This is a genomic window from Thermus sp. 2.9, from assembly GCF_000794385.1.
In the GTDB taxonomy this organism is placed as follows: domain Bacteria; phylum Deinococcota; class Deinococci; order Deinococcales; family Thermaceae; genus Thermus; species Thermus thalpophilus.
In genome coordinates this window covers 23,774-45,359 of record NZ_JTJB01000010.1, presented here as the reverse complement: position 1 = coordinate 45,359, position 21,586 = coordinate 23,774, and the positions used below count along the sequence as shown (strand labels likewise).

Annotated in this window: 23 protein-coding genes and 3 pseudogenes; 24 read left to right on the top strand and 2 right to left on the bottom strand. The window is 68.4% G+C overall.

The window, feature by feature from the left end; translation table 11 throughout:
• Window positions 1–4: 4 nt before the first annotated feature.
• Both QT17_RS14835 and QT17_RS13235 read right to left on the bottom strand, forming a co-directional pair.
• Window positions 5–1,954: a DDE-type integrase/transposase/recombinase gene (locus QT17_RS14835; protein ID WP_052155157.1), complete on the bottom strand. Its 1,950-nt coding sequence runs from the start codon at window positions 1,952–1,954 to the stop codon at window positions 5–7.
• The gene (locus tag QT17_RS13235; protein WP_054391868.1) at window positions 1,932–2,213 is read right to left on the bottom strand and encodes a helix-turn-helix transcriptional regulator; all 282 of its coding nucleotides are present in this window, start codon (window positions 2,211–2,213) and stop codon (window positions 1,932–1,934) included. Before QT17_RS13235 ends, QT17_RS14835 begins: the two co-directional genes overlap by 23 nt.
• A gap of 42 nt (window positions 2,214–2,255) precedes the next feature.
• Between QT17_RS13235 and QT17_RS04410 the strand changes: the two genes are divergently transcribed.
• The 24 genes and pseudogenes from QT17_RS04410 to QT17_RS04295 all read left to right on the top strand — a co-directional run bounded on the left by QT17_RS04410 (window position 2,256) and on the right by QT17_RS04295 (window position 21,575).
• The gene (locus QT17_RS04410; protein ID WP_052155156.1) at window positions 2,256–2,903 is read left to right on the top strand and encodes a LexA family transcriptional regulator; all 648 of its coding nucleotides are present in this window, start codon (window positions 2,256–2,258) and stop codon (window positions 2,901–2,903) included.
• 94 nt (window positions 2,904–2,997) lie between these two features.
• The gene (locus tag QT17_RS04405) at window positions 2,998–3,267 is read left to right on the top strand and encodes a hypothetical protein (RefSeq protein ID WP_039456860.1); all 270 of its coding nucleotides are present in this window, start codon (window positions 2,998–3,000) and stop codon (window positions 3,265–3,267) included.
• 71 nt (window positions 3,268–3,338) lie between these two features.
• Window positions 3,339–4,352 carry a phage protease gene (locus tag QT17_RS04400; RefSeq protein WP_081995768.1) on the top strand — a complete coding sequence of 338 codons (1,014 nt, stop codon included), beginning with the start codon at window positions 3,339–3,341 and terminating at the stop codon, window positions 4,350–4,352.
• Window positions 4,352–4,735, top strand: a complete 384-nt coding sequence (locus QT17_RS04395) for a capsid cement protein (RefSeq protein WP_039456854.1) — start codon at window positions 4,352–4,354, stop codon at window positions 4,733–4,735. The genes QT17_RS04400 and QT17_RS04395 overlap by 1 nt, the downstream gene beginning before the upstream one ends.
• Window positions 4,736–5,644 carry a Mu-like prophage major head subunit gpT family protein gene (locus tag QT17_RS13025; protein ID WP_052155155.1) on the top strand — a complete coding sequence of 303 codons (909 nt, stop codon included), beginning with the start codon at window positions 4,736–4,738 and terminating at the stop codon, window positions 5,642–5,644.
• Window positions 5,641–6,078 carry a gp436 family protein gene (locus tag QT17_RS04385; RefSeq protein ID WP_039456851.1) on the top strand — a complete coding sequence of 146 codons (438 nt, stop codon included), beginning with the start codon at window positions 5,641–5,643 and terminating at the stop codon, window positions 6,076–6,078. The genes QT17_RS13025 and QT17_RS04385 overlap by 4 nt, the downstream gene beginning before the upstream one ends.
• Complete coding sequence (locus tag QT17_RS13020; RefSeq protein ID WP_052155154.1) at window positions 6,078–6,569, top strand: phage virion morphogenesis protein; 492 nt, start codon at window positions 6,078–6,080, stop codon at window positions 6,567–6,569. The genes QT17_RS04385 and QT17_RS13020 overlap by 1 nt, the downstream gene beginning before the upstream one ends.
• Window positions 6,566–7,051: a hypothetical protein gene (locus QT17_RS04375; RefSeq protein ID WP_039456848.1), complete on the top strand. Its 486-nt coding sequence runs from the start codon at window positions 6,566–6,568 to the stop codon at window positions 7,049–7,051. Before QT17_RS13020 ends, QT17_RS04375 begins: the two co-directional genes overlap by 4 nt.
• 1 nt (window position 7,052) lies before the next feature.
• Complete coding sequence (locus QT17_RS04370) at window positions 7,053–7,262, top strand: hypothetical protein (RefSeq protein WP_039456845.1); 210 nt, start codon at window positions 7,053–7,055, stop codon at window positions 7,260–7,262.
• A 10-nt stretch (window positions 7,263–7,272) separates the two neighbouring features.
• A complete protein-coding gene (locus tag QT17_RS04365; protein WP_052155153.1) occupies window positions 7,273–8,694 on the top strand; it encodes a DUF2586 family protein in 1,422 nt (473 codons plus the stop codon).
• Between the two features lie 11 nt (window positions 8,695–8,705).
• Entirely contained in the window at window positions 8,706–9,122 is a 417-nt protein-coding gene (locus QT17_RS04360) for a hypothetical protein (RefSeq protein WP_039456840.1), read from the top strand.
• Between the two features lie 8 nt (window positions 9,123–9,130).
• Complete coding sequence (locus QT17_RS04355; protein WP_039456838.1) at window positions 9,131–9,382, top strand: hypothetical protein; 252 nt, start codon at window positions 9,131–9,133, stop codon at window positions 9,380–9,382.
• A 1,094-nt stretch (window positions 9,383–10,476) separates the two neighbouring features.
• Window positions 10,477–10,911, top strand: a complete 435-nt coding sequence (mraZ, locus tag QT17_RS04350; protein ID WP_039456837.1) for a division/cell wall cluster transcriptional repressor MraZ — start codon at window positions 10,477–10,479, stop codon at window positions 10,909–10,911.
• Between the two features lie 6 nt (window positions 10,912–10,917).
• The gene (gene rsmH, locus QT17_RS04345) at window positions 10,918–11,778 is read left to right on the top strand and encodes a 16S rRNA (cytosine(1402)-N(4))-methyltransferase RsmH (protein ID WP_039456836.1); all 861 of its coding nucleotides are present in this window, start codon (window positions 10,918–10,920) and stop codon (window positions 11,776–11,778) included.
• A complete protein-coding gene (locus tag QT17_RS04340; RefSeq protein ID WP_039456834.1) occupies window positions 11,775–12,020 on the top strand; it encodes a hypothetical protein in 246 nt (81 codons plus the stop codon). The genes rsmH and QT17_RS04340 overlap by 4 nt, the downstream gene beginning before the upstream one ends.
• Window positions 12,017–13,332: pseudogene (locus QT17_RS04335) on the top strand (peptidoglycan D,D-transpeptidase FtsI family protein). Before QT17_RS04340 ends, QT17_RS04335 begins: the two are co-directional and overlap by 4 nt.
• Window positions 13,316–14,626 (top strand): UDP-N-acetylmuramoyl-tripeptide--D-alanyl-D-alanine ligase, encoded by a 1,311-nt coding sequence (murF, locus tag QT17_RS04330; protein ID WP_039456831.1) that lies wholly within the window; start codon window positions 13,316–13,318, stop codon window positions 14,624–14,626. Before QT17_RS04335 ends, murF begins: the two are co-directional and overlap by 17 nt.
• A complete protein-coding gene (locus QT17_RS13960; protein WP_039456829.1) occupies window positions 14,614–15,309 on the top strand; it encodes a hypothetical protein in 696 nt (231 codons plus the stop codon). The genes murF and QT17_RS13960 overlap by 13 nt, the downstream gene beginning before the upstream one ends.
• Entirely contained in the window at window positions 15,300–16,157 is an 858-nt protein-coding gene (locus QT17_RS04320; protein ID WP_039456826.1) for a phospho-N-acetylmuramoyl-pentapeptide-transferase, read from the top strand. Before QT17_RS13960 ends, QT17_RS04320 begins: the two co-directional genes overlap by 10 nt.
• Window positions 16,154–17,407, top strand: a complete 1,254-nt coding sequence (gene murD / locus QT17_RS04315) for a UDP-N-acetylmuramoyl-L-alanine--D-glutamate ligase (protein ID WP_039456823.1) — start codon at window positions 16,154–16,156, stop codon at window positions 17,405–17,407. The genes QT17_RS04320 and murD overlap by 4 nt, the downstream gene beginning before the upstream one ends.
• Complete coding sequence (locus QT17_RS04310; protein ID WP_039456819.1) at window positions 17,386–18,444, top strand: FtsW/RodA/SpoVE family cell cycle protein; 1,059 nt, start codon at window positions 17,386–17,388, stop codon at window positions 18,442–18,444. The genes murD and QT17_RS04310 overlap by 22 nt, the downstream gene beginning before the upstream one ends.
• Window positions 18,432–19,452 (top strand): annotated as a pseudogene (locus tag QT17_RS04305) (glycosyltransferase). The gene QT17_RS04310 and the pseudogene QT17_RS04305 overlap by 13 nt, the downstream one beginning before the upstream one ends.
• Window positions 19,449–20,789: a UDP-N-acetylmuramate--L-alanine ligase gene (gene murC / locus QT17_RS04300; protein WP_039456818.1), complete on the top strand. Its 1,341-nt coding sequence runs from the start codon at window positions 19,449–19,451 to the stop codon at window positions 20,787–20,789. The pseudogene QT17_RS04305 and the gene murC overlap by 4 nt, the downstream one beginning before the upstream one ends.
• Window positions 20,779–21,575, top strand: a pseudogene (locus tag QT17_RS04295) (UDP-N-acetylmuramate dehydrogenase). Before murC ends, QT17_RS04295 begins: the two are co-directional and overlap by 11 nt.
• Window positions 21,576–21,586: the final 11 nt, after the last annotated feature.

Genomic DNA, 21,586 nt, shown 5'->3' with positions numbered 1-21,586 from the left:
CCTCCTATTCCTCCTCGCCCCGGGGCAGCAGGCCGCGCTCCTTTAGCCACTGCTCCCCCAGGGCGATGGGGTCCAGAACCAGGTCGTCCTCCAGCTCGGCGGCGAGCTCCTCCGCCCCGCGGGCGATCTCCTCCGGGGAAGGGGCAGGGAGCTCCTGGGCCCGGAGGGTGATGCGCTCCCGCCGGGGCAGGGGGGCGAGGCCGGAGAGGCGCTCCAGCATGTCTTCCAGCCGCATGGCGGGGGAAAGCTCCTCCACCAGGCGGCGCGCCTCCTCCTGCAGGGCGCGGATGGCCGCCCGGTCGGCCGCCCGCTTGGCGCGGGCCTCGAGGCTGTCCGCCCGCAGGGGCTCGGGGAGGAGCTCCCCGAGGACCCGCAGGGTGCCGTCCGGGTTCTTGAGGGCCACCCGGAGGGGCTGGCCCGGGAGGACCTGCACGTCCAGGAGCACCACCTTCTGCCCCTGCCAGGGTAGGAGGCTCCCGTGGCGGGGGTCCAAGTACCAGGTGCGCCCCCGGTACTGCACGGTGCCGTTCCCCCGCACCACCCGCTCCACCTGGTAGGCCGCGGCCAGGTACAGGTCCTCCAGGCGGAAGTCCGCGAGCCGGTGCCGGGGGACGAAGGCCCGGAAGAGGTCCAGACGGGTGAGACCGTCCTCCAGGGGCTCCCGGTGCCAGGTGCCGAGGAGCCACTGGAGGGCGCGGCCCTTGTACTCCTCCTCCAGGAGGAGGCGGTCGGGGTAGGGGTCCCGCTCGGGGGGCATCCCCTCCGCTACCCAGCGCCGGGTGTTCTGGAGGAGGCGGCGGAGCTCGGAGGAGTCCCGCTCCGTGGCGTCCGAGCCCGCGTAGCCGGGGAGCAGGGCCTCAAAAGTCTGGTGGAAGGCCCCGAAGAAGCGCTCCACCTTCCCCCGGGTGTGGGAGACGTGGGGCCGGGAGTAGACGAGCTCAATCCCCAGGGTGCGGGCCCAGTGCTCCGATTTCTCCGAGCGGTAGACCTTGCCGTTGTCCCAGTAGATGCGCTCGGGCACGCCCCGCACGTCCCAGTCGGGCACGATGGCCGTCTTGTCCTGGGTCATGAGGATAAGGAGCTGGTCCGTGGGGACCTGGCTCTCCTCCCGGCTGAAGACGAGGGAGGGCACCGCCCCCGAGTAGACGTCCAGGGCCACGTGGATGCGGAGGCGGACCATCCGGTCCTCCTCGGGGAGGTAGACGAAAACGTCGCACCTGGTCATGTCCACCATGACCATCTGCATGGGGTACTCGGCCAGGACGTGCCCCGCCCAGGTGCGGGCGAACTCCCGCCTCCCCTCCTCGGAGAGGAGGGCGTAGCGGAAGGCGGGGTTCTCCTCGGCCTTCCGCAGGATGCGCCGTACCGTGGCCTCGGAAAGCCGGAACAGGGTTTCGGTGGAGTAGGGCCGGTAGAGGAGGAGGCCCGGGTCGTTGGCCTCTAGGATGCGCAGGATCCGCCGGGCGCTCGCCCGGGGATGGGCGAGCTTGAGGCCCACCACGAGCTTCCTCAGCTCCGCGGGCACCCGGTGAGTTCCCCGGTCCCGCCGAGGGCGCCGTGCATACAGGAGTTGCCCCGCTTCATAGCGGCGGAGGAGCCGGGCCAGGTAGTTGGGCGTGACGCCGAGCCGCTGCGCCTCCTCCTTGATGAGGTCCCACTTGAGCCCCCGGGGGAGGTCCCGGGCCTCCGCGGCGATCCGGGAGAGGTGGGCCTCGAGGGCGGGCCTAGCGGTGGGAAGAGCCCTCTCGGGAAGAGGCAAAGCCTCTACATCGGCCCCCGGGATAGGCCCCTTCCCCAAGACCAAGGCGAGCAAGTTCACGTCCACCAGGGTGCGGTAGGTACGGCCGTGCTTCTCCTTGCGGGTGGGGATGCGATGGCGGGCCACGATCCGCCATACCGTGCGTTCTCCGATGCTCATAAGTTCGGCTGCCTCATCCACGGGAAGCCAGGGCATCGCTTTCCTCCTTGTTGCCTACATTTGTGAAATCAGAAGTCAAAGAAGAGGCCAAAATCTCCTCTACGCTTTCCAAACCCAGCGCATTTGCGAGCGCCAAAAGGGTAGCGTAAGAAGGTCTTTTGCCGCGCTTTCCGGAGAGGTAGTAGCGGATTGTGGAGGGGTTTAGGCCCATGCGCTCGGCCAGGGTTCTCGGAGTCAATCCCTTGCGTTTCATGGCAGCCTTGAGCTTGGCCGGGTCAATTTTAGTTGCCAACATATGTCGCATCCTGTAGGGTATGCTATCAGGAGGGTGCGACATATGTCAAGCGCCAAGCTCAACGGGCCCTTTACCGACCTCATCCTGCAGAAGATGCAGGAGATGGGGGTGGACAGCCTGGAAGAGTTCTCCCGGCGCACCGGCATCTCTCGGGGAACCCTGTACTACCTCGTGAGGGGGCGCCAAACCAAAGCGGGAACATGGGTAAAACCAAGCGTAGATACCTTAGTGGCCCTAGCCAAAGCCCTAGACGTACCCGCGCACGAACTCCTCTACCGACTAGAACCGGAAGCCCCCGGTAGCGAATGGCGGAGCGAAAGGCATATCCCCATCCTCGGCTACGTGGGCGGCGGCCCTTCCCAGCTGGAGGAGATTGAGGAGCGCACCGTCCCCGTGCGGGTCAAGGGGGACGCCCGGCACCTCGCGGCCTTCAAGGTGCGGGGCAACTCCATGTGCGCCGGGAAGCGCCCCATCTGCCACGGGGACGTCATCATCGTCAACACCGAGGACAAGGGCCACCCAGGGGCCATCGTGGTGGCCCGGCTGGAGAACGGGGAGTACGTGGTGAAGCTCCTCAAGAACGGGGCCCTCTACTCCACCAACCCCGAGGAGAACGGGCCTCCCGTCATTCCCCTGGACCAGGTGGCGGAGATCGTGGGCCGGGTGGTGGAGGTGCGGAGCAGGCTCTAGGTTTGACACCCCCCCACCCCCTGGGTTAAACTGGGGCTAAGGTGGGAAACGTGCCCCCGGGGAAGCCCGGGGGCAAAACCTTTTGGAGGGAAAGATGCTCAAGGTCATCCGTATCGCCTACTTCGCCCTCGGGCTCGCGGTCCTGGTGGTGGAGGACCTCATGGACGGGGTCCCGGGCCTCCAGAAGAAGGAGGAGGCCATGAAGCGGGTCAAGGAGGTGGTGAACGCCATCCTCGGCTTCTGGCCCGCCTGGATCCCGGACGCCGTCCTGGGGTGGGCCATTGACCAGATCGTGGCGCTCTTCAACCGGGACGGCACCTTTCGCAAGGGCGCGGGCGCTCAGCCTCAAGGGGCCGGGGCCTAGCTGGCCCCTCTCCCCGGAGACCGCGAGGGCAGAGAACCGCGCCTACTGGGGGGTGGTGCTGAGGCGGCCCTATGACGAGTTTGACCGGCTTCCCCAAGAATACCGATACCTCCACCCCGACCTTTTCCGGCACGCTGCGCGCCGCCTTGGCCGAGGCGCCTGACCGCATCCCCCTCCACCCCTTCGGGGAGTTCGTGGGGAACGGGACGGTCTTCCTCTACGACGAGGAGAGCCTTCAGGCCGCCCTGGAGGACCTTAGGACCCGGGGCGTGCCCTGGGTCCTGGACTTCCACCACCAGACGGTGCGGGTGGAGGAGGGCCAGGCCCAGGAGGCCCCCGCGGCGGGGTTCATCACCGGGCTGGTGGTGGGGGAGGACGGCTTCGTCTACGGCCTGGTGGAGTGGTCGGAGACGGGGCGGGAGCGGGTGAGCCGGGGGGAGTACGCCTACGTCTCCCCGGTCTTCTACTACGACCCCACCCCGGACGAGATGGGCAGGCATCGGGTGCTGGGCTACCACTCCTTCGCCCTCACCAACAACCCCGGCATCCGGTTCCAAAAGCGCATAGAAGCGGAGGCGGACATGCTGGAAAAGCTCAGGCAGGCCCTAGGACTGGAACCGGAGGCCACCGAGGAGGCGGTCTTCCAAGCCCTGGAGGGCCTCCGGCGGGAAGCCGCTGTGGGCCGGGTGGTCCTGGAGGTGGGCCTCGGAGCCGAGGACCTCACGGAGCTCAAGGCCAAGCTCCTGCGCCTCCTGGCCGCGCAGGACGCCCTGGAGGAGCTGGAGCGCACCCGGAAGGAGCTGGAAGCCATCAAGGTCCAGACCCGGGAGGAGAAGGCCCAGGCCCTGGTGCGTAAGGCCCTGGAGGAAGGGCGCATCCTCCCCCACCAGCGGGAGTTCTGGCTCGCCCAGGCCCGGGCCGACCTCGAGGCCGCCCGCAAGGCCCTGGAGGGGATGCCCCGGCTGGTGCCCGTGGAGCTGCCCAAGGCGGAGCGGAAGGCCTTGGAGGAGGACGAGCCTCTGCGCAGGCTCGCCCAGGTCTTCAGGGTTTCCGAGGAGGCCCTGAAGCGGTTTGGAGGTGAGTGATGTTTGACACCGAGCGCTGGGCGGACGAGTACCTCATCCCCCTCCCGGTGAAGGCGAACGCCGTCATCCGGCAGGGAGCCCTGGTGATGGTGAGCGGGGGCTACGCCGAGGAGGCGGGCCCCGGCACCGGGAAGATCGCCCTGGGCGTGGCCCAGGAGGCGGTGGACAACACCGGGGGGACGGACGGCGCGAAGAAGGTCGTGGTGCGCCGGGGAGTGTTCCGCTTTGAGAACGACCCCACCGACCCCGTGGGCCCCACGGAGCTGGGAAAGGACGTTTATGCCACCGGGCCCAACACCGTGGGCAAAACGGGCACGGGCCGCTCCAAGGCGGGCCGGGCCCTGAAGGTGGAACCGGACTACGTCTGGGTGGAGGTGTGGTAGATGATCCTGAACCGCGAGAACCTGAGCGCCCTCAGCCGGACCCTCAAGGCCCTGGTCTTTGAGGCCAAGGAGGGGTACACCCCCCTCTGGCCGAAGCTGGCCCTGGAGGTCCAGTCCAACGGCCGGGCGAACTACTACGCCTGGATGGAGAACATGCCCACCATGCGCCTCTGGGAGGGGGAGCGGCAGGTCCAGAACCTCACCGCCGAGACCTTCTCCATCGTCAACGCCGACTGGGAGGCCACCTTCGCCGTGTCCCGCACGGACGCGGAGGACGACCAGATGGACCTCATCCGCATCACCGCCCTCCAGTACGCCCGGAGGTGGGCCGAGCACGACGACCTCCTCATCGCCGACCTCCTGCGCAAAGGGTTCCAGCAGAAGGGCTACGACGGCCGCCCCTTCTTCGGCTCCCACACGGTGGGGAAGAAGACCTTCCAGAACGCGGGCAACGCCCCCCTGACCCGGGAAGCCTTCCGTCAGGCCCTGAGCCAGATGAGGCAGCTCACCGACGCCCGAGGCTACCCCCTGGGGTTTTTCTTACAGAAGCCCATCTACCTGGTGGTGGGCCCCGGGCTGGAGAGCACCGCCTACGAGATCGTGGGGGTGCCCACCCTGCCCTCGGGCGGGGCCAACCCCGACTACGGGAAGGCCGAGATCCTGGTCAGCCCCTGGCTGGTGGAGGAGTACGAGACCTACTGGTTCCTGGTGGATGGGAGCCAGGCCATCCGCCCCTTCGTCCTCCAGCGGCGGAGCCGCCCCGAGTGGGTGGCGAAGGACGACCCCGAGACCTCCGACGAGGTCTTCAAGCGCAACGTCTTCATCTACGGGGTCTACGAGCGTAAAGCGGCGGGCTACCTCTTCTGGCAGCTGGCCTACGGCTCCACCGGCACCGGCGCCGTCGCATGATCACCCTCGAGGACCTCCGCCAAGCCCTCCCCCTAGACGTCCTCCTCTACCTGGTGGACGAGGAGGGGGCGGGGGTCCTCACGCCCGAGGGCCAGGCCCGGGCCGAAGCCGCCCTGAGGGAGGCCTGGGCCGAGGTGGAAAGCTACCTCGCCCAGCGCTACGCCCTCCCCCTCCCCTCCCTCCCCGAGGTGCTGAAGGCCAAGGCGGTGGACATCGCCGTCTACCGCCTCATGCTCCGCCGGGGCATCCGGCCCGGCACCGCCGACGAGGCCGCCCTCACCCGATACCGGGATGCCGTGGCCTTCCTTCGGGACGTGGCCGTGGGCAAGGCCTCCCTGCCCCTTCCCCCCACGGGGGAGCCCGCGAGGCCCAAGGGCGGGGCCGCCGTCCGGGGGAAGCGGGTCTTCTCCCGGGAGAGCCTGGAGGACTTCTGATGGGCGTGCGCCTCAAAGGGGACTGGCGGGAGCTAAACGAGGCCCTGAGAAAGCTCGGGCGGGGCGTCCCCCAGAAGGTCAAGGAGGCCATCGCCGAGGGGATCCTCGCCCGCACCCACCGCCGCTTTGAGGAGAGCCGGGCCCCGGACGGCTCCCCCTGGCCGCCCCTCTCCCCCGCCACCCTGGCGAAGGAGGTGCGGCCCAGGGACCGGCTCAAGCGGGGCGGGATCTCCGCCGCCGCCCAGAGGCGCGTGGCCCTGCGCAAGCCCCTGGTCGTCACGGCCCGCCTGAAGAACTCCATCTCCTGGAAGGTGGCGGGAAGCCGCATCTACGTGGGCACTAACCTGGAGTACGCCCGCATCCACCAGTTCGGGGGCTACGCCGGGAGGGGGCGGAAGGTCTACATCCCCGCCCGCCCCTTCCTGGGCCTCACCGAGGAGGACCGCCAAGAGGCCGAGGCCCTCCTCCTGGAGTGGCTTTCCCGGAGATGACCGCCCCTGTGCTCGCCTACCTCACCGAGGCCTGCGTCCACGCCGGGCTACCCCGGACCCGGGTCCTCGTGCGCCGGAGCCGCGAGGAGGCCTACCGGACGGTGCCCGCCGCCCTCCTCGCCCTAACCTCGGGGAGCCTGCGGCGGGACGGGAGCCGGGTACAGGTGGGGCCCGAGCGCACCACCCGGACCCTGTATCGCGGGCTCGTGCGGGCCCGCCTGGAACTCTATGCCCGAAGCCAGGAGGAGCTGGACCGCCTCCTGGTGGGGGTACTCCTCTATCTCTGGCACACCCCCTTGGAAGCCGGGGGGTCCTATCAGGCCAAGCTGGACGAGATCGCCCTTTCGTATCAGGACGAAGAGGGCTTCCTCCTCCCCGAGAACGGGCTCGCCCTGGAGATCCCCGTGGAGGTCTACCTCCTGGAGGGGGTGGACTGGGTGCCCGTGGCGGTGGAGGTGGAAGGGCTCGTAGAGGAGGTGTGACATGCCCAAGGAGACCAAGGAAGTGGAGGACAAGGAGATCACCCAGCCCGACCCCACCGTGGAGGAGCTCGCCGAACTCCTCAAGGTGGAGCCCTGGGCCCTGGCGGGCCTCCGGGTGCGGATGGGCTGGGCCGTGGGGACCCGGGTCTCCCGGGCCCAGTTTGAGCGGGCCCTGAGGGAGTTCCTCCAGGGGCCCACCGTCAAGGAGTAGGAGGTGAAGCGTGGCTAGACTGCCAGGAGTATACCCCGAGATTCAGGACGGGGGCCTGGGCATCGTGGCCCCCAGCGGGGACGGCCAGCGGGTGGTGGTGGGGGTCTCCTCCAAGGGGCCCGTGAACCAGGTGGTGGGCCTCTCCGACCTCTCCCAGGTGCCCACCCTCCTCGGCACCGGCCCCCTGGCCCGGGCCGTGGCCGACCAGCTGGCCTACGGAGGCGGCCAGGTCTACGCGGTGCGGGCCGCGGGGGACATCGCGGGCAGCGTCACCGCCGACACCCAAAACCCCGCCTCCCCCGCCGTGAGCGTGAGCGGAAGCCCCCTGGACGCCTACGAGATCGTGGTGCGGATCGTCCGGGGCGGGGCCGTGGGCACCGCCACCTTCACCTACAGCCTGGACGGCGGGGACACCGTGAGCGCCGAGATCGTCACCGCCGCGAGCTACGACCTCCCCGGCACCGGGCTCACCTTGAACTTCGGCACCGGCACCTACACCGCGGGGGCGGTCTACCGCTTCCAGGCCACCGCCCCCAGGGCCAGCGTCTCCAGCGTCCAGGCCGCCGTGCGGGAGGCCCTCAACGCCCCCATCCTCTACGAGTACATCCAGGTGGCCCAGCCCACAGACGCCGCCATGTGGGCCGCCCTGGACGCCCTGGCCACGGAGGCGGAGGGCCGGTTCCGCTACATCTGGTTCCTCACCGAGACCGCCGCGCCGGGCAACGACGTGGACGCCTGGGTGAACGCCAGGCTCGCGGAGAAGGCCAACTTCACCTCCAAGCGGGTCATGATCGTGGCCGCCTGGGGGGAAGTGGTGGACACCCTCAGCGGGAGGCTGGAGGTCCAGAGCCTGGCCGCCCGGGTGGGGGCCCGGATCTCCAAGAACCGGGTCCACGTCTCCCCCGCCTGGGTCCAGCTGGGACCCCTCCCCGGCGTGGTGGCCGTGGCCCCCTTCGTGCTGACGGACTACGGCAAGAAGAGCCTCTTCAACAACGCCCACGCCCTGGCCCTGGACACGGCCGGCTTCACCACCGTCTACCGGCTCATCGGGCGGGACGGGGTCTACCTGGTGGACGGCCGCATGGCGGCGCCCCCCACCAGCGACTACCTCATCGTCCAGAACCGGAGGGTGATGGACAAGGCGGTCACCCAGGTCCGCCAGGCCCTCCTGGACTTCGTGCAGTGGCACGTGGACCCCACGGACCTGAACGCCTCCCTGGCCAGCCTCATCGCCCGGGCCAACACCCCTCTCCGGGTCATGCAGTCCCTGGGAGAGATCGCCCGTGGCCGGGTGGTGGTGCCCCCGGGCCAGGACATCCTGGCCTCCAGGACCCTCCTCCTGCAGGTGCGGGTCGTTCCTCTGGGCTATCTCAGGGAGATAACCTTGGACATCGGCTTTGAGAACCCCTTCCTGGCCCAGGCCAAGGCGTGAGGAGGTAAAACATGCCCATCAACGGCCGCTACTATGACTGGGAGCACATCAGCATCCAGGTGAAGGGCGTGCCCCTGGCGGACGTCCTCTCCATTGACTACGAGGACTCCGAAAAGGTCAACGCCATCTACGGCAAGGGCCGCACCCCCAGGGGCTACACCAAGGGCAACTGGGAGGCCTCGGGGAAGCTCACCCTCCTGCGGGAGGAGTACGATCGCCTCCGCGCCGCCGCCCCCGAGGGAAACGTCTACAAGCTTGACCCCTTTGACATCGTCATCTCCTACGACAAGGGCAACGGCACCGCCGTCACCGACACCCTGAAGGACTGCCTCTTCACCAAGCGCTCCTTCGGCGGGGTGGAGCAGGACACGGAGCGGATCACCGTGGAGCTGGAGTTCGTGGTGCTCGGGGAGATCCAGCACGGCTAGGAGGCTAGATGGAACGGGAAAAGCCCTTCTACACCTTCACCCACGGCGAGAGCACCTTCGCCTTCCGCAGGCCCGACATCGCCCAGGTGGACCGCTTCACCAGCCGCATGGCCCGGGCGCCCTTGAGCGCCGCCCTGGACTTCACCCGCGAGCTCGCCCTGGACCAGGAGGCCTGGGCCCGCGCCACCGCGGAGAAGCCCGGCCTCGCCCTCACCGCCGCCAACGGCATCCTGGAGGCCCTGGGTTTCCAGGCCGGTTAGCGGAGCTGGAGCGTGACCCTCCACCCCTCGCCCAGCTTTCCGCCCTCATCCGCCACTGGCTCCACCGCGAGCCTCCAGACGACCCGGAAGACTTCCTAGAGCTGGCCCGCCAGGCCCTCTGGCTGGAAAGGCGCTACCTCCGGCAGACCCCCAGGTGAAGGCCTGGGGGTCATGCTTTGGTCCAGGGTGGAGGCCCCTTCCCTGGGAAGGCTAAGGCTCAGGGCTAGGTATTTTAGCGCTTTTCATGAGTTTTTCATTAGCATACGCTAAAACAACCTTTAGTTTATGGGCTGAGACAGCGTCACGCTGTCTCAACTATGCATGCAACGCATAATGCGATAACGATGGGCATTCCCATCCCTTTTGGGCATCGGGCTACGCTGTCTCACGCTGTCTCAAGCCCCCCTCCGACGCTGTCTCACGCTGTCTCAGCTATGCAACCCGACCGCATAACGGCGTTTTCCGCCTTCTGTAGCCGCTTTCTTCCTCTCATCAACTTTGCGCGGTTTGCTATAAAGTGGGCTTACATCAACGGGCGCTTTTGCCTTCCTCATCGCCCTCTTTTACTGTCCTAAAAGCGTGAGCGATTTGCCCCAAAAGCATGACTCACCTAAGTCAAAGATTGCCCCGGTCAGCGGCTTCAGAACGCACTAAACCACCTTGAGACAGCGTCCTTTTCCGATGGGCATCGCACTGACCCGCATTACTGTCCTAAAAGCGTGAGCGATTGCCCTCCGCCAAACCGCCGCCTTTTTTCGGGAGCCCGCCGCTTCTTTTCGCCTTCTTTATCGGCTTCTTTCGCCTTGCTTCGCCTTTAGTCGGGCCCGGCCCAACTAACAACAAGCGCGCTCCATTACACCAGAGAGATGACCGCAAAAAACAGAACCCGGCTTACGCCCTATCCCGGACCCCGAGCTTCGGCTCGGGGGTTTTTTTACCCCTGAGGTGGGACAAAGGTGGGTGGTAGGTGGGAGAGAGTGGAAAAGTGTGGGGAAGCCGTGGTATACTTCCCGGCGAAAACCTTCCCCGGCCACGGCCATTCGTGATCCAGGCGCACCGGGTCTGGCCACCGGAAGGTGGGAGCAGGTGGGAAGATGCCCTTCGGCGAGTACCAGTACAGCCTGGACGACAAGGGGCGGGTGGTGATCCCCGGCCCCTTTCGCGATTTCCTCGAGGACGGCCTGGTGCTCACCCGGGGCATGGAGGGTTGCCTCTACGTCTTCCCCTCCGACCGCTGGCGCAAGATTGAAGAGCAGCTGGTCAACCTGCCCCTCACCGACAAGGAGGCCCGGGCCTTCGTGCGCTTCTTCTACTCGGGGGCCCACAAAACCCGCATGGACAATGCCTCCCGCGTCCTCATCCCCCCGCCCTTGCGCCAATTCGCTGGGCTTGCGGAAGGGGGCGAGGTGGTCATCGCCGGGGCCCCGGGGAGGTTGGAGATCTGGAGCCTGGAGCGCTGGTGGAAGGCCATTGAGGAGATTTTGCACAACCCGCCGGCCCCCGAGGCCCTGCGGGGACTTATCGGATAGGGATTTATGGAAGGCATTACCGAGCACATTCCCGTGATGTACCAAGAGGCCTTGGACCTCCTGGCGGTGAAGCCGGGCGAGGTCTATGTGGACGCCACCTTGGGCGGGGCCGGTCACACCCGGGGCATTTTGGCGCGGGGGGGGCTCGTTCTCGGCCTGGACCAGGACCCCGAGGCCGTCGCCCGGGCGGAAGCCTTGGGCCTACCTGGATTAAGGGTGTTCCGGAAGAACTTCCGCCACCTCCAAGAGGTTCTGGCCGAAGCCGGGGTGAAGGAGGTGGCGGGGATCCTGGCGGACCTGGGGGTTTCTAGCTTTCACCTGGAAGACCCCAGACGGGGCTTCAGCTACCACAAGGAAGGCCCCTTGGACATGCGCATGGGCCTCACCGGCCCCACCGCCGAGGAGGTGGTGAATACCCTTCCCCTGGAGGAGCTTTACCGCATCCTGCGCGACCTGGGGGAGGAAAGGCAGGCGTACCGCATCGCCAAGGCCATCGTGGAGGCCAGGAAGAAGGCCAGGATCCGCACCACCACCCAACTCGCCCAGGTGGTGCAAGCGGCGGTGGGCTTCCGCAAGGCGGGGCACCCCGCCCGCAAGACCTTCCAAGCCCTGCGGATGTACGTGAACGACGAGCTCGGGGCTCTGGAAGACTTCCTCCGCCAGGCCGAGGAGGCGCTAAAGCCTGGGGGCAGGCTGGTGGTCATCACCTTCCACTCCCTGGAGGACCGCCTGGTCAAGCGCTTCCTCAAGGAAAGCGGCCTCAAGGTGCTCACCAAAAAACCCCTCACCCCAAGCCCCGAGGAGGTGGCCCAAAACCCCCGGGCGAGGAGCGCCAAGCTACGGGCAGCGGAAAAGGAGGCGGCGTGAGGGCGGCGGTGCGGTTTGGCCTCCTTTACCTTTTGAGCCTGCTCCTCCTCTTCGCTTTGGGCCACCGAAACCAAGTGGAAAAGGCGGCCCTCGCCCGGATGGAGGCGCGGCTCGCTGAACTGAAGGCGGAAGAAGAAGCCCTCCTTCGGGAAACGTGGCGGGCAAGCCGCCCCTTGCGGGTTTTGGAGTGGGCGGAGAAGGAGGGCTTCATTCCCATGAGTAAGGGGAGGTGGGCGCCATGACCGCGGTGAGCCGGGTACCCTTGGTCTTCGCCGGGCTTGTCCTCTGGTTCCTCCTCTTCGCCCTGGGCGTCTATGCCCTCGTCACCCGCCCGCCCCGCCTCAACCCGCCCCCGCCCCCTCCATCCCCACCCCGAGGCGCCCTCTACGCCCAAGACGGCACCCCCTTGACCCTCACCCTGCAGGCGGGCCGCCACTATCCCTTGGGGGAAAGCGCAAGCCAACTCCTGGGCTTCGGGGAAAGGAGCACGGGCAGGGGCCTCGAGGGTCTGGAACGCGACCTGAACGCCGCCCTGGCCCAGGGGCGCTCCTTCACCCTCACCCTGGACCCCTGGATCCAGGCCATGGCGGAGAAGGCCCTCTGGCAAGGCCTAGCGAAAAGCCAGGGAAGCTTCGCCACCGCCCTCGTCCTGGACCGGGATGGGCGGATCCTCGCCGTGGCCAACGGGCCCGCCTTTGACCCCTTAGCCCCGCGAAAGGACCCGGAAAAGGACCTTTCCTGGCGCAACCACGCCTTCTTGGTGGCCCTGGAACCCGGCTCCACCATGAAGGCCCTCACCGCCGCCATCCTGCTGGAAGAGGGCCAAGCCCGCCTCAACACCCGGGTGGAGGCCCCCATGTACCGGGTGGTGGACGGCTGGACCATCCGCGACGTGGTCCCCCACCCCCCGTCCTCACCCTGGCGGAGGTGCTCAAGTACTCCTCCAACGTGGGCATTAGCCGGCTGGCGGAGGCCCTGCCCAAGGAGGTCTTCCACCAATACCTGAAAAAGCTCCACCTCACCGATGCCGAGCTACTACCCGGCGTCCGGGTGGCGTCCCCCGTGGTGAAGCCACCCGAGGCCTGGAGCCGGGCCGCCTACGCCAACCACACCTTCGGCCAAGGCTTCCTCATTACCCCCTTGCACCTGGCGGCGGCCTTCAACGCCCTGGTGGATGGCGTCTACCGGCCCCCCATCCTCTTTGCGGGAAGCCTTCGCCAGGGGGAGCGGGTGTTTTCCGAAGCCACGGCGGAGGCGGTGCGGCAAGCCCTGGTGGAGGGCCTCGCCCCCCGGGCCCACCTTCCGGGCTACCGCCTGGCCGGCAAGACGGGCACCGCCCAGGTGGTGGTGAACGGGCGCTACTCCCAGGAGGTCTTCACCGCCTGGTTCGCCGGCTTCGTTCCTGGGGATAAGCCCCTTTACACCGTGGTGGTGGCGGTCCACCACCCCAAGGGGGAGGTGCACGGCAGCCAGGTGGCCGCCCCCATCTTCCGGGAGATCGCCGCCCGTCTCTTGGCCTACCGGGGCCTTCCCCCCTATGCTGAGGAGCGGTGAGGTACTTGTGTATCTTGCGCATGTTAGGGAACTAACGCCTGAGTGGGTGGCGGAGGCCACCGGGGGGCGGCTCCACCCCGGGGGAGGGCCGGTGCGGGACCTCCACTGGAACAGCCGGGAGGTGGCGCCGGGAAGCCTTTTCGTCGCTCTCCCTGGGGCCAGGGCCCACGGGCGTTCCTTCATCCCCGAGGCCCGGGCCCAGGGGGCAAGCCTCGTCCTGGCGGACGTCCCTGGCGAGGCCACGGTGGAGGTGAAGGACCCCTACGGGGCGCTTCTCCGCCTGGGAAGCGCCCTCAGGGAGCTCTTCCCCGGGGTGGTGGTGGCGGTGGGGGGTAGCTCGGGCAAGACCACCACCAAGGAGGCCCTGGCCCAAGGCCTGGGGTTTCCCGCACCCTCGGGCAACCAAAACACCGCCCCACCCCTGGCGCGTTTTTTCCTCCACCTAAGCCCAGGGGAGGGAGGGGCGGTGGTGGAGCTCGGGATAGACCGGGTGGGGGAGATGGCGGAGCTCATGGGGCTTTCCAAGCCCGCCCTTTCCGTCCTCACCGCCTTGGGGGAGGAGCACCTGCTGGCCTTCGGCGGCCTGGAAGGGGTGGTGCGGGAGGAGGCGGGGCTCCTTCGGGCCCCCCAGGCCCTGGTGAGCCTCCAAGCCAAGGAGGTGCTCCAGGCCTTCGGCCGCTACCGAGGGGAGCCCACCTACGGCTTTGGGGAGGCCACTTTCGCCGGCGAGGACCTGGAGCTCTTCCCCACGGAAAGCCGTTTCCGATACCGGGGAAGGAGGGTCCAGGTGCCCTACCCCGGGCTTGGGCCCGCCCTGGGCGCCCTGGCCGCCTTGGCGGCGGCGGAGCTTTTGGGGAAGGACCTGGGGGAGGTGGCGGAAAGGCTTGCCGGCCTCCGCCTGCCCCCGGGGCGTATGGAGCGGCGGGTCCTGGGAGGGGTGGTCTTCCTCAACGACGCCTACAACGCCAACCCCCTTTCCGTGAAGGCGGGCCTCGCCTGGCTCGCGGCCCAGCCCGGGCGGAAGTGGGTGGTCCTGGGGGAGATGCGGGAGCTTGGGAGCCTGGCGGAGCGCCTCCACCTAGAGGTGGCGGAGGAGGCGGCCAGGCTTGGCCTGAAGCCCCTTTACCTGGGCGCCTTTGCTCAGGCCCAGGCCGCTTTGGGGGGCGAAGCGGTGGAGGGCCTGGAAGAGGCGCTGGCTTGGCTCAAGGCCCGGGTGTTGCCGGGGGACCTGGTCTACCTCAAGGCCTCGAGGGCCGTGGGTCTGGAAAGGATCCTGGACCTATGGGACGCTTAGGCCCTCTCCTTATCCTCCTGGTGGCCTGCGCCCCCCTAAGGGCCACCCCCCCCGCCCTTCCCTATCCCGGGGGCTTCGCCCGTGGGGGCTTGGTGGAAGGCCGCTTCCAGGCCATCCTCCCTAGCCCCCCCCTCTTCCTGGACGCCGACCGGGAGGCCCTTTACGCCGCCTATCCCTACCAGCTCTTGGTCCTGCGGGAAGGAAGCCTGGAAAGCCTTCCCCTCCCCGGCGTTCCCCGCTTCCTGCGGGCAAGCCCCAGGCTCGCCGTGGGGCTGGGGGAGGCGGTGTGGACCCCGGGGGGGCTTCTTCCCTACCCCGCCAAGGACGCCTTCCTGAGCGACGAGGGGCTTTACTGGGTGGGCCAAGAAGGGGTCTACCGGGAAACAACCCTCCTCCAAAGGGGAAGGTACACCCAGGTGGTGGCCTGGGAGGGCGCGGTGGCCCTGGGGGAGGAGGCCTTCTTTTACCCCGAGGGCCGCACCCTTCCCCTCCCCGCCCCCGTCCTTAAAGCCCAGGCGGGGGACTGCGGGGTGGTGGCCCTTATGGGGGAAAGGGTCTACCTGGTGCGCAAGGAAGGGGTGAAGCCCTTGGCCGAGGCCGAGGACGCCGCGGCTTTTGGGGAATGGGTCTATCTGGTGCCTGGGGAACGCGTTCTTTCCTGCCGGGAGGTGGTATGGCCCTAGCCCTCCTGCTCTCTTGGCTTTTCACCGGCGTCTGGATCACCTTCATGAAGGCGATGGGTCTGGGCAAACGCGTGCGCCAGGATGGCCCTCGGGCCCACCTAGCCAAGGAAGGGACCCCCAGCATGGGCGGGGTAGCTTTCCTCCTCGCCGCCTTCTTGGCCTACTACCTGGGGGGCAAGGACCCGTTCCTTCCCCTTTGGCTCCTCGGCCTCGGCTTCGCCCTCCTGGGGCTTTTGGACGACCTGGGGGGAAGCTTCTCCCGGCCCCTTAAGGCGCGGGAAAAGCTCGCCCTCCAGGGCCTCATGGCCTTGGTCTTCGCCCTTTACGCCGCACGGCAGGTGGCCTACACCCCTTGGCCCATCCTGGACGTCCTTCTCGTCTTCCTGGCTGTGGTGGGTGCGGCCAACGCCTTCAACTTCACCGATGGCTTGGACGGACTCCTGGCGAGCGTCGCCGCCATCCTTCTCCTTCCCTTCTACCCCTACCCCTTCGCCCAAACCCTTCTGGGAAGCCTCCTCGGCTTCCTCTGGCACAACGCCCCCAAGGCCAAGGTCTTCATGGGGGACACGGGGAGCCAGGCCCTGGGGGCCATGGTGGCGGGGCTTTTCGTCCTCACGGGGAAGCTATGGCTCTTGCCCTTGGCCGCCATCGTCCCCGTGTTGGAGGTGCTTTCCGTGGTGGCCCAGGTCCTCTACTTCCGCCGCACGGGAAAAAGGCTTTTCCGCATGAGCCCCTTGCACCACCACTTTGAACTTTTGGGTTGGGAGGAGGCCAAGGTGGTCTTCCGCTTCGCCGTCCTCACCGCCCTGGCCACCGCCCTCGCCTTTGGCCTGGGAGGTGGAGCGTGATCCTGGTCTACGGCCTCGGACGAAGCGGCCTTGGGGTCTTGCGCTTCCTGAAGCGCCGGGGGATCGCCGCCCGCTTCCACGACGACAGGCCCCGGGAAGAGGAGGTGCGGGAAGCCTTGGCCTTGGGCTTCACCCCCGACTTCGCCCTGGAGGGCCGCTACGCCCAAGTGGTGGCCGCTCCCGGGGTGCCCCTGGACCACCCTAACCTCCAGCGCCTGAGGGAAGGGGGGGCGGAGGTGGTGGGGGAAGCCGAGCTCGCCTACCGCCTCTCCCCAACTCCCATCCTCGGCATCACCGGCACCGCGGGGAAGACCTCCACCACCCTCTTCACCGCCCACCTCTTAAGGGGCCAAGGGCTAAAGGCCCTGGAAGGGGGCAATGTGGACCCCCCCCTGGTGAGCGTGGTGGACGAGGCGGAGGTGGCGGTGGCGGAGCTTTCTAGCTTTCAGTTGGAGCGGGTTTCCACCTTCCGGCCCCGGGTGGCCGTGCTGCTTAACCTGGGGGTGGACCACCTGGACCGGCACGGAAGCCTCGAGGCCTACCACGCCGCCAAGCTCAACCTTCTCAAGAACCTCACCGCCGAAGACGCCCTGGTCTACAACGCCCAAGACGCCAAGGTGCGCCAAGCGGCGGAAGGGAGCCCGGCCCGCCTCTACCCCTTCCAGCCGGCGGAAGACCCCCGGGAAAGCAACCTGCGGGCCGCCTTGGCCGCCACCCGGGCCTACCTGGACCTCTTGGGCCGCCCTTTGGACGAAGGGGCCTTGGAGGAAAGCCTGAGGACCTTACCCCGTCCCCCGCACCGCTTCCAAACCTTCGCCAGGAAGGGGAAAGTGGTCTTCATTGACGACTCCATCGCCACCCGCACCCCTGCGGTGGCCGCCGCCCTAAGGGCCGCCCCCGCCCCCATCGCCTGGATCCTGGGCGGGGAGGACAAGGGGGCCGACCTCGCCCCTTTAAGGCCCCTCCTCTCCCGGGTACGGGTGGTCCTGGCTGTGGGCCAGGACGGGCCCCGCATGGCGGAGGCCTTGGGCGGGGGCGTGGAGGTGGTGGTGATCCGGGAAAAAGACGGGCACCAGGCCATGCGGCAGGCGGTGGCCGAAGCCCTGGCCCGGCTTGCGGAGGGCTCCGTCCTCCTCGCCCCCCTGGCCGCCAGCTTTGACCAGTTCAAGGATTACAAAGACCGGGCCCAAGCCTTCCGGGAGGCGGTCTTTGCCCTAGGAGGTGAGCCGTGGACCCCGTCCTCCTCCTAGCGGGCCTCCTCCTCATGGCCTTCGGCCTTTTGGGGGTGGGGGTGGCGGAACCAGGCCTCCTCCAGGGCCATCTCTTGCGGGTGGGGCTCGCGTTCGCCGCCATGCTCCTTGGCTTCCTGCTGCCCCCGGCCCGCCTCCTCCGCCACGCCCTCTGGCTTCTCTTCCTCACCCTGGGCCTCCTGCTCTTGGTCCTGTTCCTGGGGGATGGGCCCGGGGGGGTAAGGCGGTGGTTTTACCTGGGCCCTGTGGCCTTCCAGCCCTCGGAGCTGGCCAAGGTGGCCTTGGTCTTTTACCTCGCCTCCTTCGTGGGGCGAAAGGGGAACGATACCCCCATCCTGGGGGCCGCTTTCCTCTCTGGGGTCACCGCTGGTCTAGTCCTGATCGAACCCGACTTCGCCACCGCCCTCTTCCTGGTGACCTTGGCCACCCTCCTCTTCATCCTGGCCGGGGTACCTTGGCGCAGGCTCTTCATGGTGGGCCTGGCGGGGTTATTGGCGGTCTTCCCCTTCTCCGGCTACTACCTGGCCCGCTTCCGTTACGTTTCCGAGCGCTTCACAGGCTTCCTGGATTACCTCCAAGGGGAAGCCAGCCCCGCCCACACCGCCTACCAGGTCCTGCAGGCGCAAAAGGCCATTCTCCTGGGGGGTCTTTTGGGACAAGGCCCCGGGGGCAACCTCCCCCACCTCCCGGAGGCCCATAACGATATGGTCTTCGCCAGCGTGGTTTTCGCCACGGGCTGGTTCGGGGGGCTGGTGGTCCTTTTCCTCTACCTTCTCCTCTTCCTGCGGGGCCTGGCCTTGGCCCTCCGCCTCCAGGGGCCCCTGAGCCTTCTCGCCTTGGGCCTCACCCTGTACCTAACCCTGCAGGCCGCCCTCAACATCGGGGTTACCGTGGGCTTCCTGCCCGTGACGGGAGTCCCCTTGCCCTTCGTGTCCTATGGGGGAAGCTCCCTCTTGGTTTCCGGCTTCGCCCTTGGGGTGCTCCTGCGCCTGGCCAGGGAGCCCAAGGGGAAGGGGGTGAAAGCGTGGTCCTCCTAACAGGGGGCGGCACGGGGGGGCACCTCTTCCCCGCCTTGGCGGTGGCGGAGGAGCTCAGGCGGCGGGGCCACCCCGTTTTCTACCTGGGGAGCGATGGGGGCCTCGAGGCCCGCCTCCTCCCGCAAAGCTCCATCCCCCACACCCTCATCCCCGCCGGCAAACTGGACCGGAGCGCCCTCCGGCCGGGGGAAGCCCTAAAGCTCGCCAAGGGGCTTCGGGCCGCCTGGCGGGTCCTTAGGGAGCACCCGCCCCAAGCGGTGCTCTCCACCGGGGGCTATGCGGGCTTCCCCGGGGCTTTTCTGGCAGGGCTTAAGGGCATCCCCCTCCTTCTCCACGAGCAAAACGCCAAGCTGGGCCTGGCCATCAAGGCCCTCTCCCCTTGGGCCAAGGGCCTCGCCCTAAGCGTGCCCGTGAGCCTTCCCCCTTGGCTTGGGCGCAGGGCCCGGGTCCTGGGCTACCCCGTGCGGGAGGTGCGCTATCCCCAGGCGGAGGCCAAGGCCCGCCTGGGCTTTGACCCCGCCAAACCCCTCCTCCTGGTCCTGGGGGGGAAGCCAAGGGAGCCTGGAGCTCAACGAGAAGCTTCCCCCCCTCCTCAAACCCCTGGGCCTCCCCGTGCTCCACCAGGTGGGGGAAAGGTGGGTGGAGCGCTACCGCTTCCTCGAGGCCGAGGACTACCGCATCGCCGGCTTCGTGGACGCCCCCTTGGCCATGAGCGCCGCCGATTTGCTCCTTTCCCGGGCCGGGGCGGGCACCTTGGCGGAGGCCGCCTTCCACCGCCTGCCCGCCCTCCTCTTTCCCCTCTCCCCCAAGCTTGACGGGGGAGCGCAAGCCGCCAACGCAAAGGCCTACCACAAGGCGGGGGGGGCGGAGCTCGGGGATTACGCCCGGCTACCCCAACAAGTCCAGGCCATCCTCACCCGGCGGGAGGCATACCAAGAAGGCATGGCCCGCCTCTCCCCGGAAGGGGCGGCTGCTCGCCTAGCGGACTGGCTGGAGGAGTTCCTATGAAACGGGCGCACGTCATGGGCATAGAAGGGGTGGGCATGAGCGCCTTGGCCCGCCTCCTCCTGGGGGAGGGGGTGGCGGTGACGGGGTGCGACCTGGCCCCGGGAAAGCGCGCCCAGGCCCTGGGGGTTCCCGTCTACCCAGGCCATGACCCTGCCCACCTGGGCGGGGAGGACACCCTGATCGTCCCCACCCCCATCCCCTTGGACCACCCTGAGGTCCTGGAAGCCAGGAGGCGGGGCATGCGGGTGGTGCGGCGCATGGAGCTTTTGGCCCACCTCCTTGCGCAAAAGCCCTCCCTGGGCGTCACGGGCACCCACGGGAAGACCACCACCACGGGCATGCTGGCGAGCATCCTCCTGGAGGCGGGGTTGGATCCCTGGGTCCTCCTCGGGGGGGAGCTTTCCCTCCTGCCCGGGAACGCCCGCTTCGGCCTGGGTCCCCGGCTGGCGGAGGTGGACGAGTCGGACCCCCTCTTCCAAGGGGTGCGGGTACGGGTGGCGGTGGCCACCAACCTGGAGAGGGAGCACGTGGCCCCCGAGGGCAGGAAGGCCCCCAACTACCACGAAAGCCTCGAGGCCCTCCTGGCCGCCATGGCGGGCTTCCTAAAGGGGGCGGAGGTGGCCGTCCTCCCCGCTCACGACCCCCTCTTGGCCCAGGCGGCCCAGGGGCTCAAGCCCCTGCGCTTCGGGGAGGGAGGGGAGCTTTGGGCGGAAGGGCTCGCCCTAAACCCCACGGGAAGCCGCTTCCGCCTGGTTTACGGGGGCAAGGACCTGGGGGAGGCAAGGCTCCAGGTCCCCGGGGCCCACAACGTACGGAACGCCCTCGCCGCCGCCTTGGCCGCCTTGGCCTTTGGGGTGGAGGAAGGGGCCATCCTCCGGGGGCTTGCCCGCTTCCCCGGGGTGGGGCGGCGCTTTGAGCGCCTGGGGGAGGTGCGGGGGGCGCTGGTGGTGGACGATTACGCCCACCACCCCACGGAGGTGCGGGCCACCTTGCAGGCGGCCAGGCTCCTCGGCCGCCGGGTCCGGGTCCTCTTCCAACCCCACCGCCTCCTCCGCACCCTGGAGCTTTGGGAAGCCTTCGCCGAGGCGCTCCAGGAGGCGGAAGAGGTGGTGGTCCTTCCCGTCTACACCGCCGGGGAGAAGGGGGAGGTTTCCCCGGAGGCCCTCGCGCGAAGGATCGCCGAGAGGCTCGCCGCCCTCGGCCAAGAGGCCCGCTTCCTCCCTCCGGAGGAGGCCCTGGCCTACGCCAAGGCCACGGCGGGCCCAGGGGACCTCTGGCTCGCCTTGGGCGCGGGGGACGTGACGGAACTAGCCCGGAGGCTCGTCCGTGAAGGTTGAGCGGGTGCTTCTCAAGGACTACACCACCTTGGGGGTGGGCGGCCCGGCGGAGCTTTGGACGGTGGAAACCCGGGAAGAGCTCAAGCGGGCCACCGAGGCCCCCTACCGGGTCCTGGGGAACGGCTCCAACCTCCTGGTGCTGGACGAGGGGGTGCCGGAGCGGGTCATCCGCCTGGCGGGGGAGTTCCAGACCTACGACCTAAGGGGCTGGGTGGGGGCGGGGGCGCTCCTTCCCCTTTTGGTGCAAGAGGCGGCCCGGGCCGGGCTTTCCGGCCTGGAAGGGCTCCTCGGCATCCCCGCCCAAGTGGGGGGGCGGTGAAGATGAACGCCGGCACCCGCTTCGGCGAGATGGCGGATGCCCTCGAGGCGGTGGAAATCTTCCACGACGGGGCCTTCCACCTCTACCGGCCCGAGGAGCTGGGCTTCGGCTACCGGCAAAGCCGCCTGCCGCCGGGCGGGATCGTGACCCGGGTGCGCCTCAGGCTCAAGGAGCGCCCCCTGGAGGAGATCCTAAAGCGCATGGCCGAGGTGGACGCCGCCCGCAAGGGGCAACCCAAGCGGAAAAGCGCCGGCTGCGCCTTCAAAAACCCCCCGGGCCAGTCGGCGGGCCGGCTCATTGACGAGCGGGGCCTGAAGGGCCTCAGGGTGGGGGACGCCATGGTCTCCCTAGAGCACGGAAACTTCATCGTCAACCTGGGGCGGGCCACCGCCAAGGACGTGCTGGCGCTTCTTGAGCGTATCCGGGAAGAACTTCCCTTGGAGCTGGAATGGGAGGTGTGGCCTTGAAGGTTAGGCCC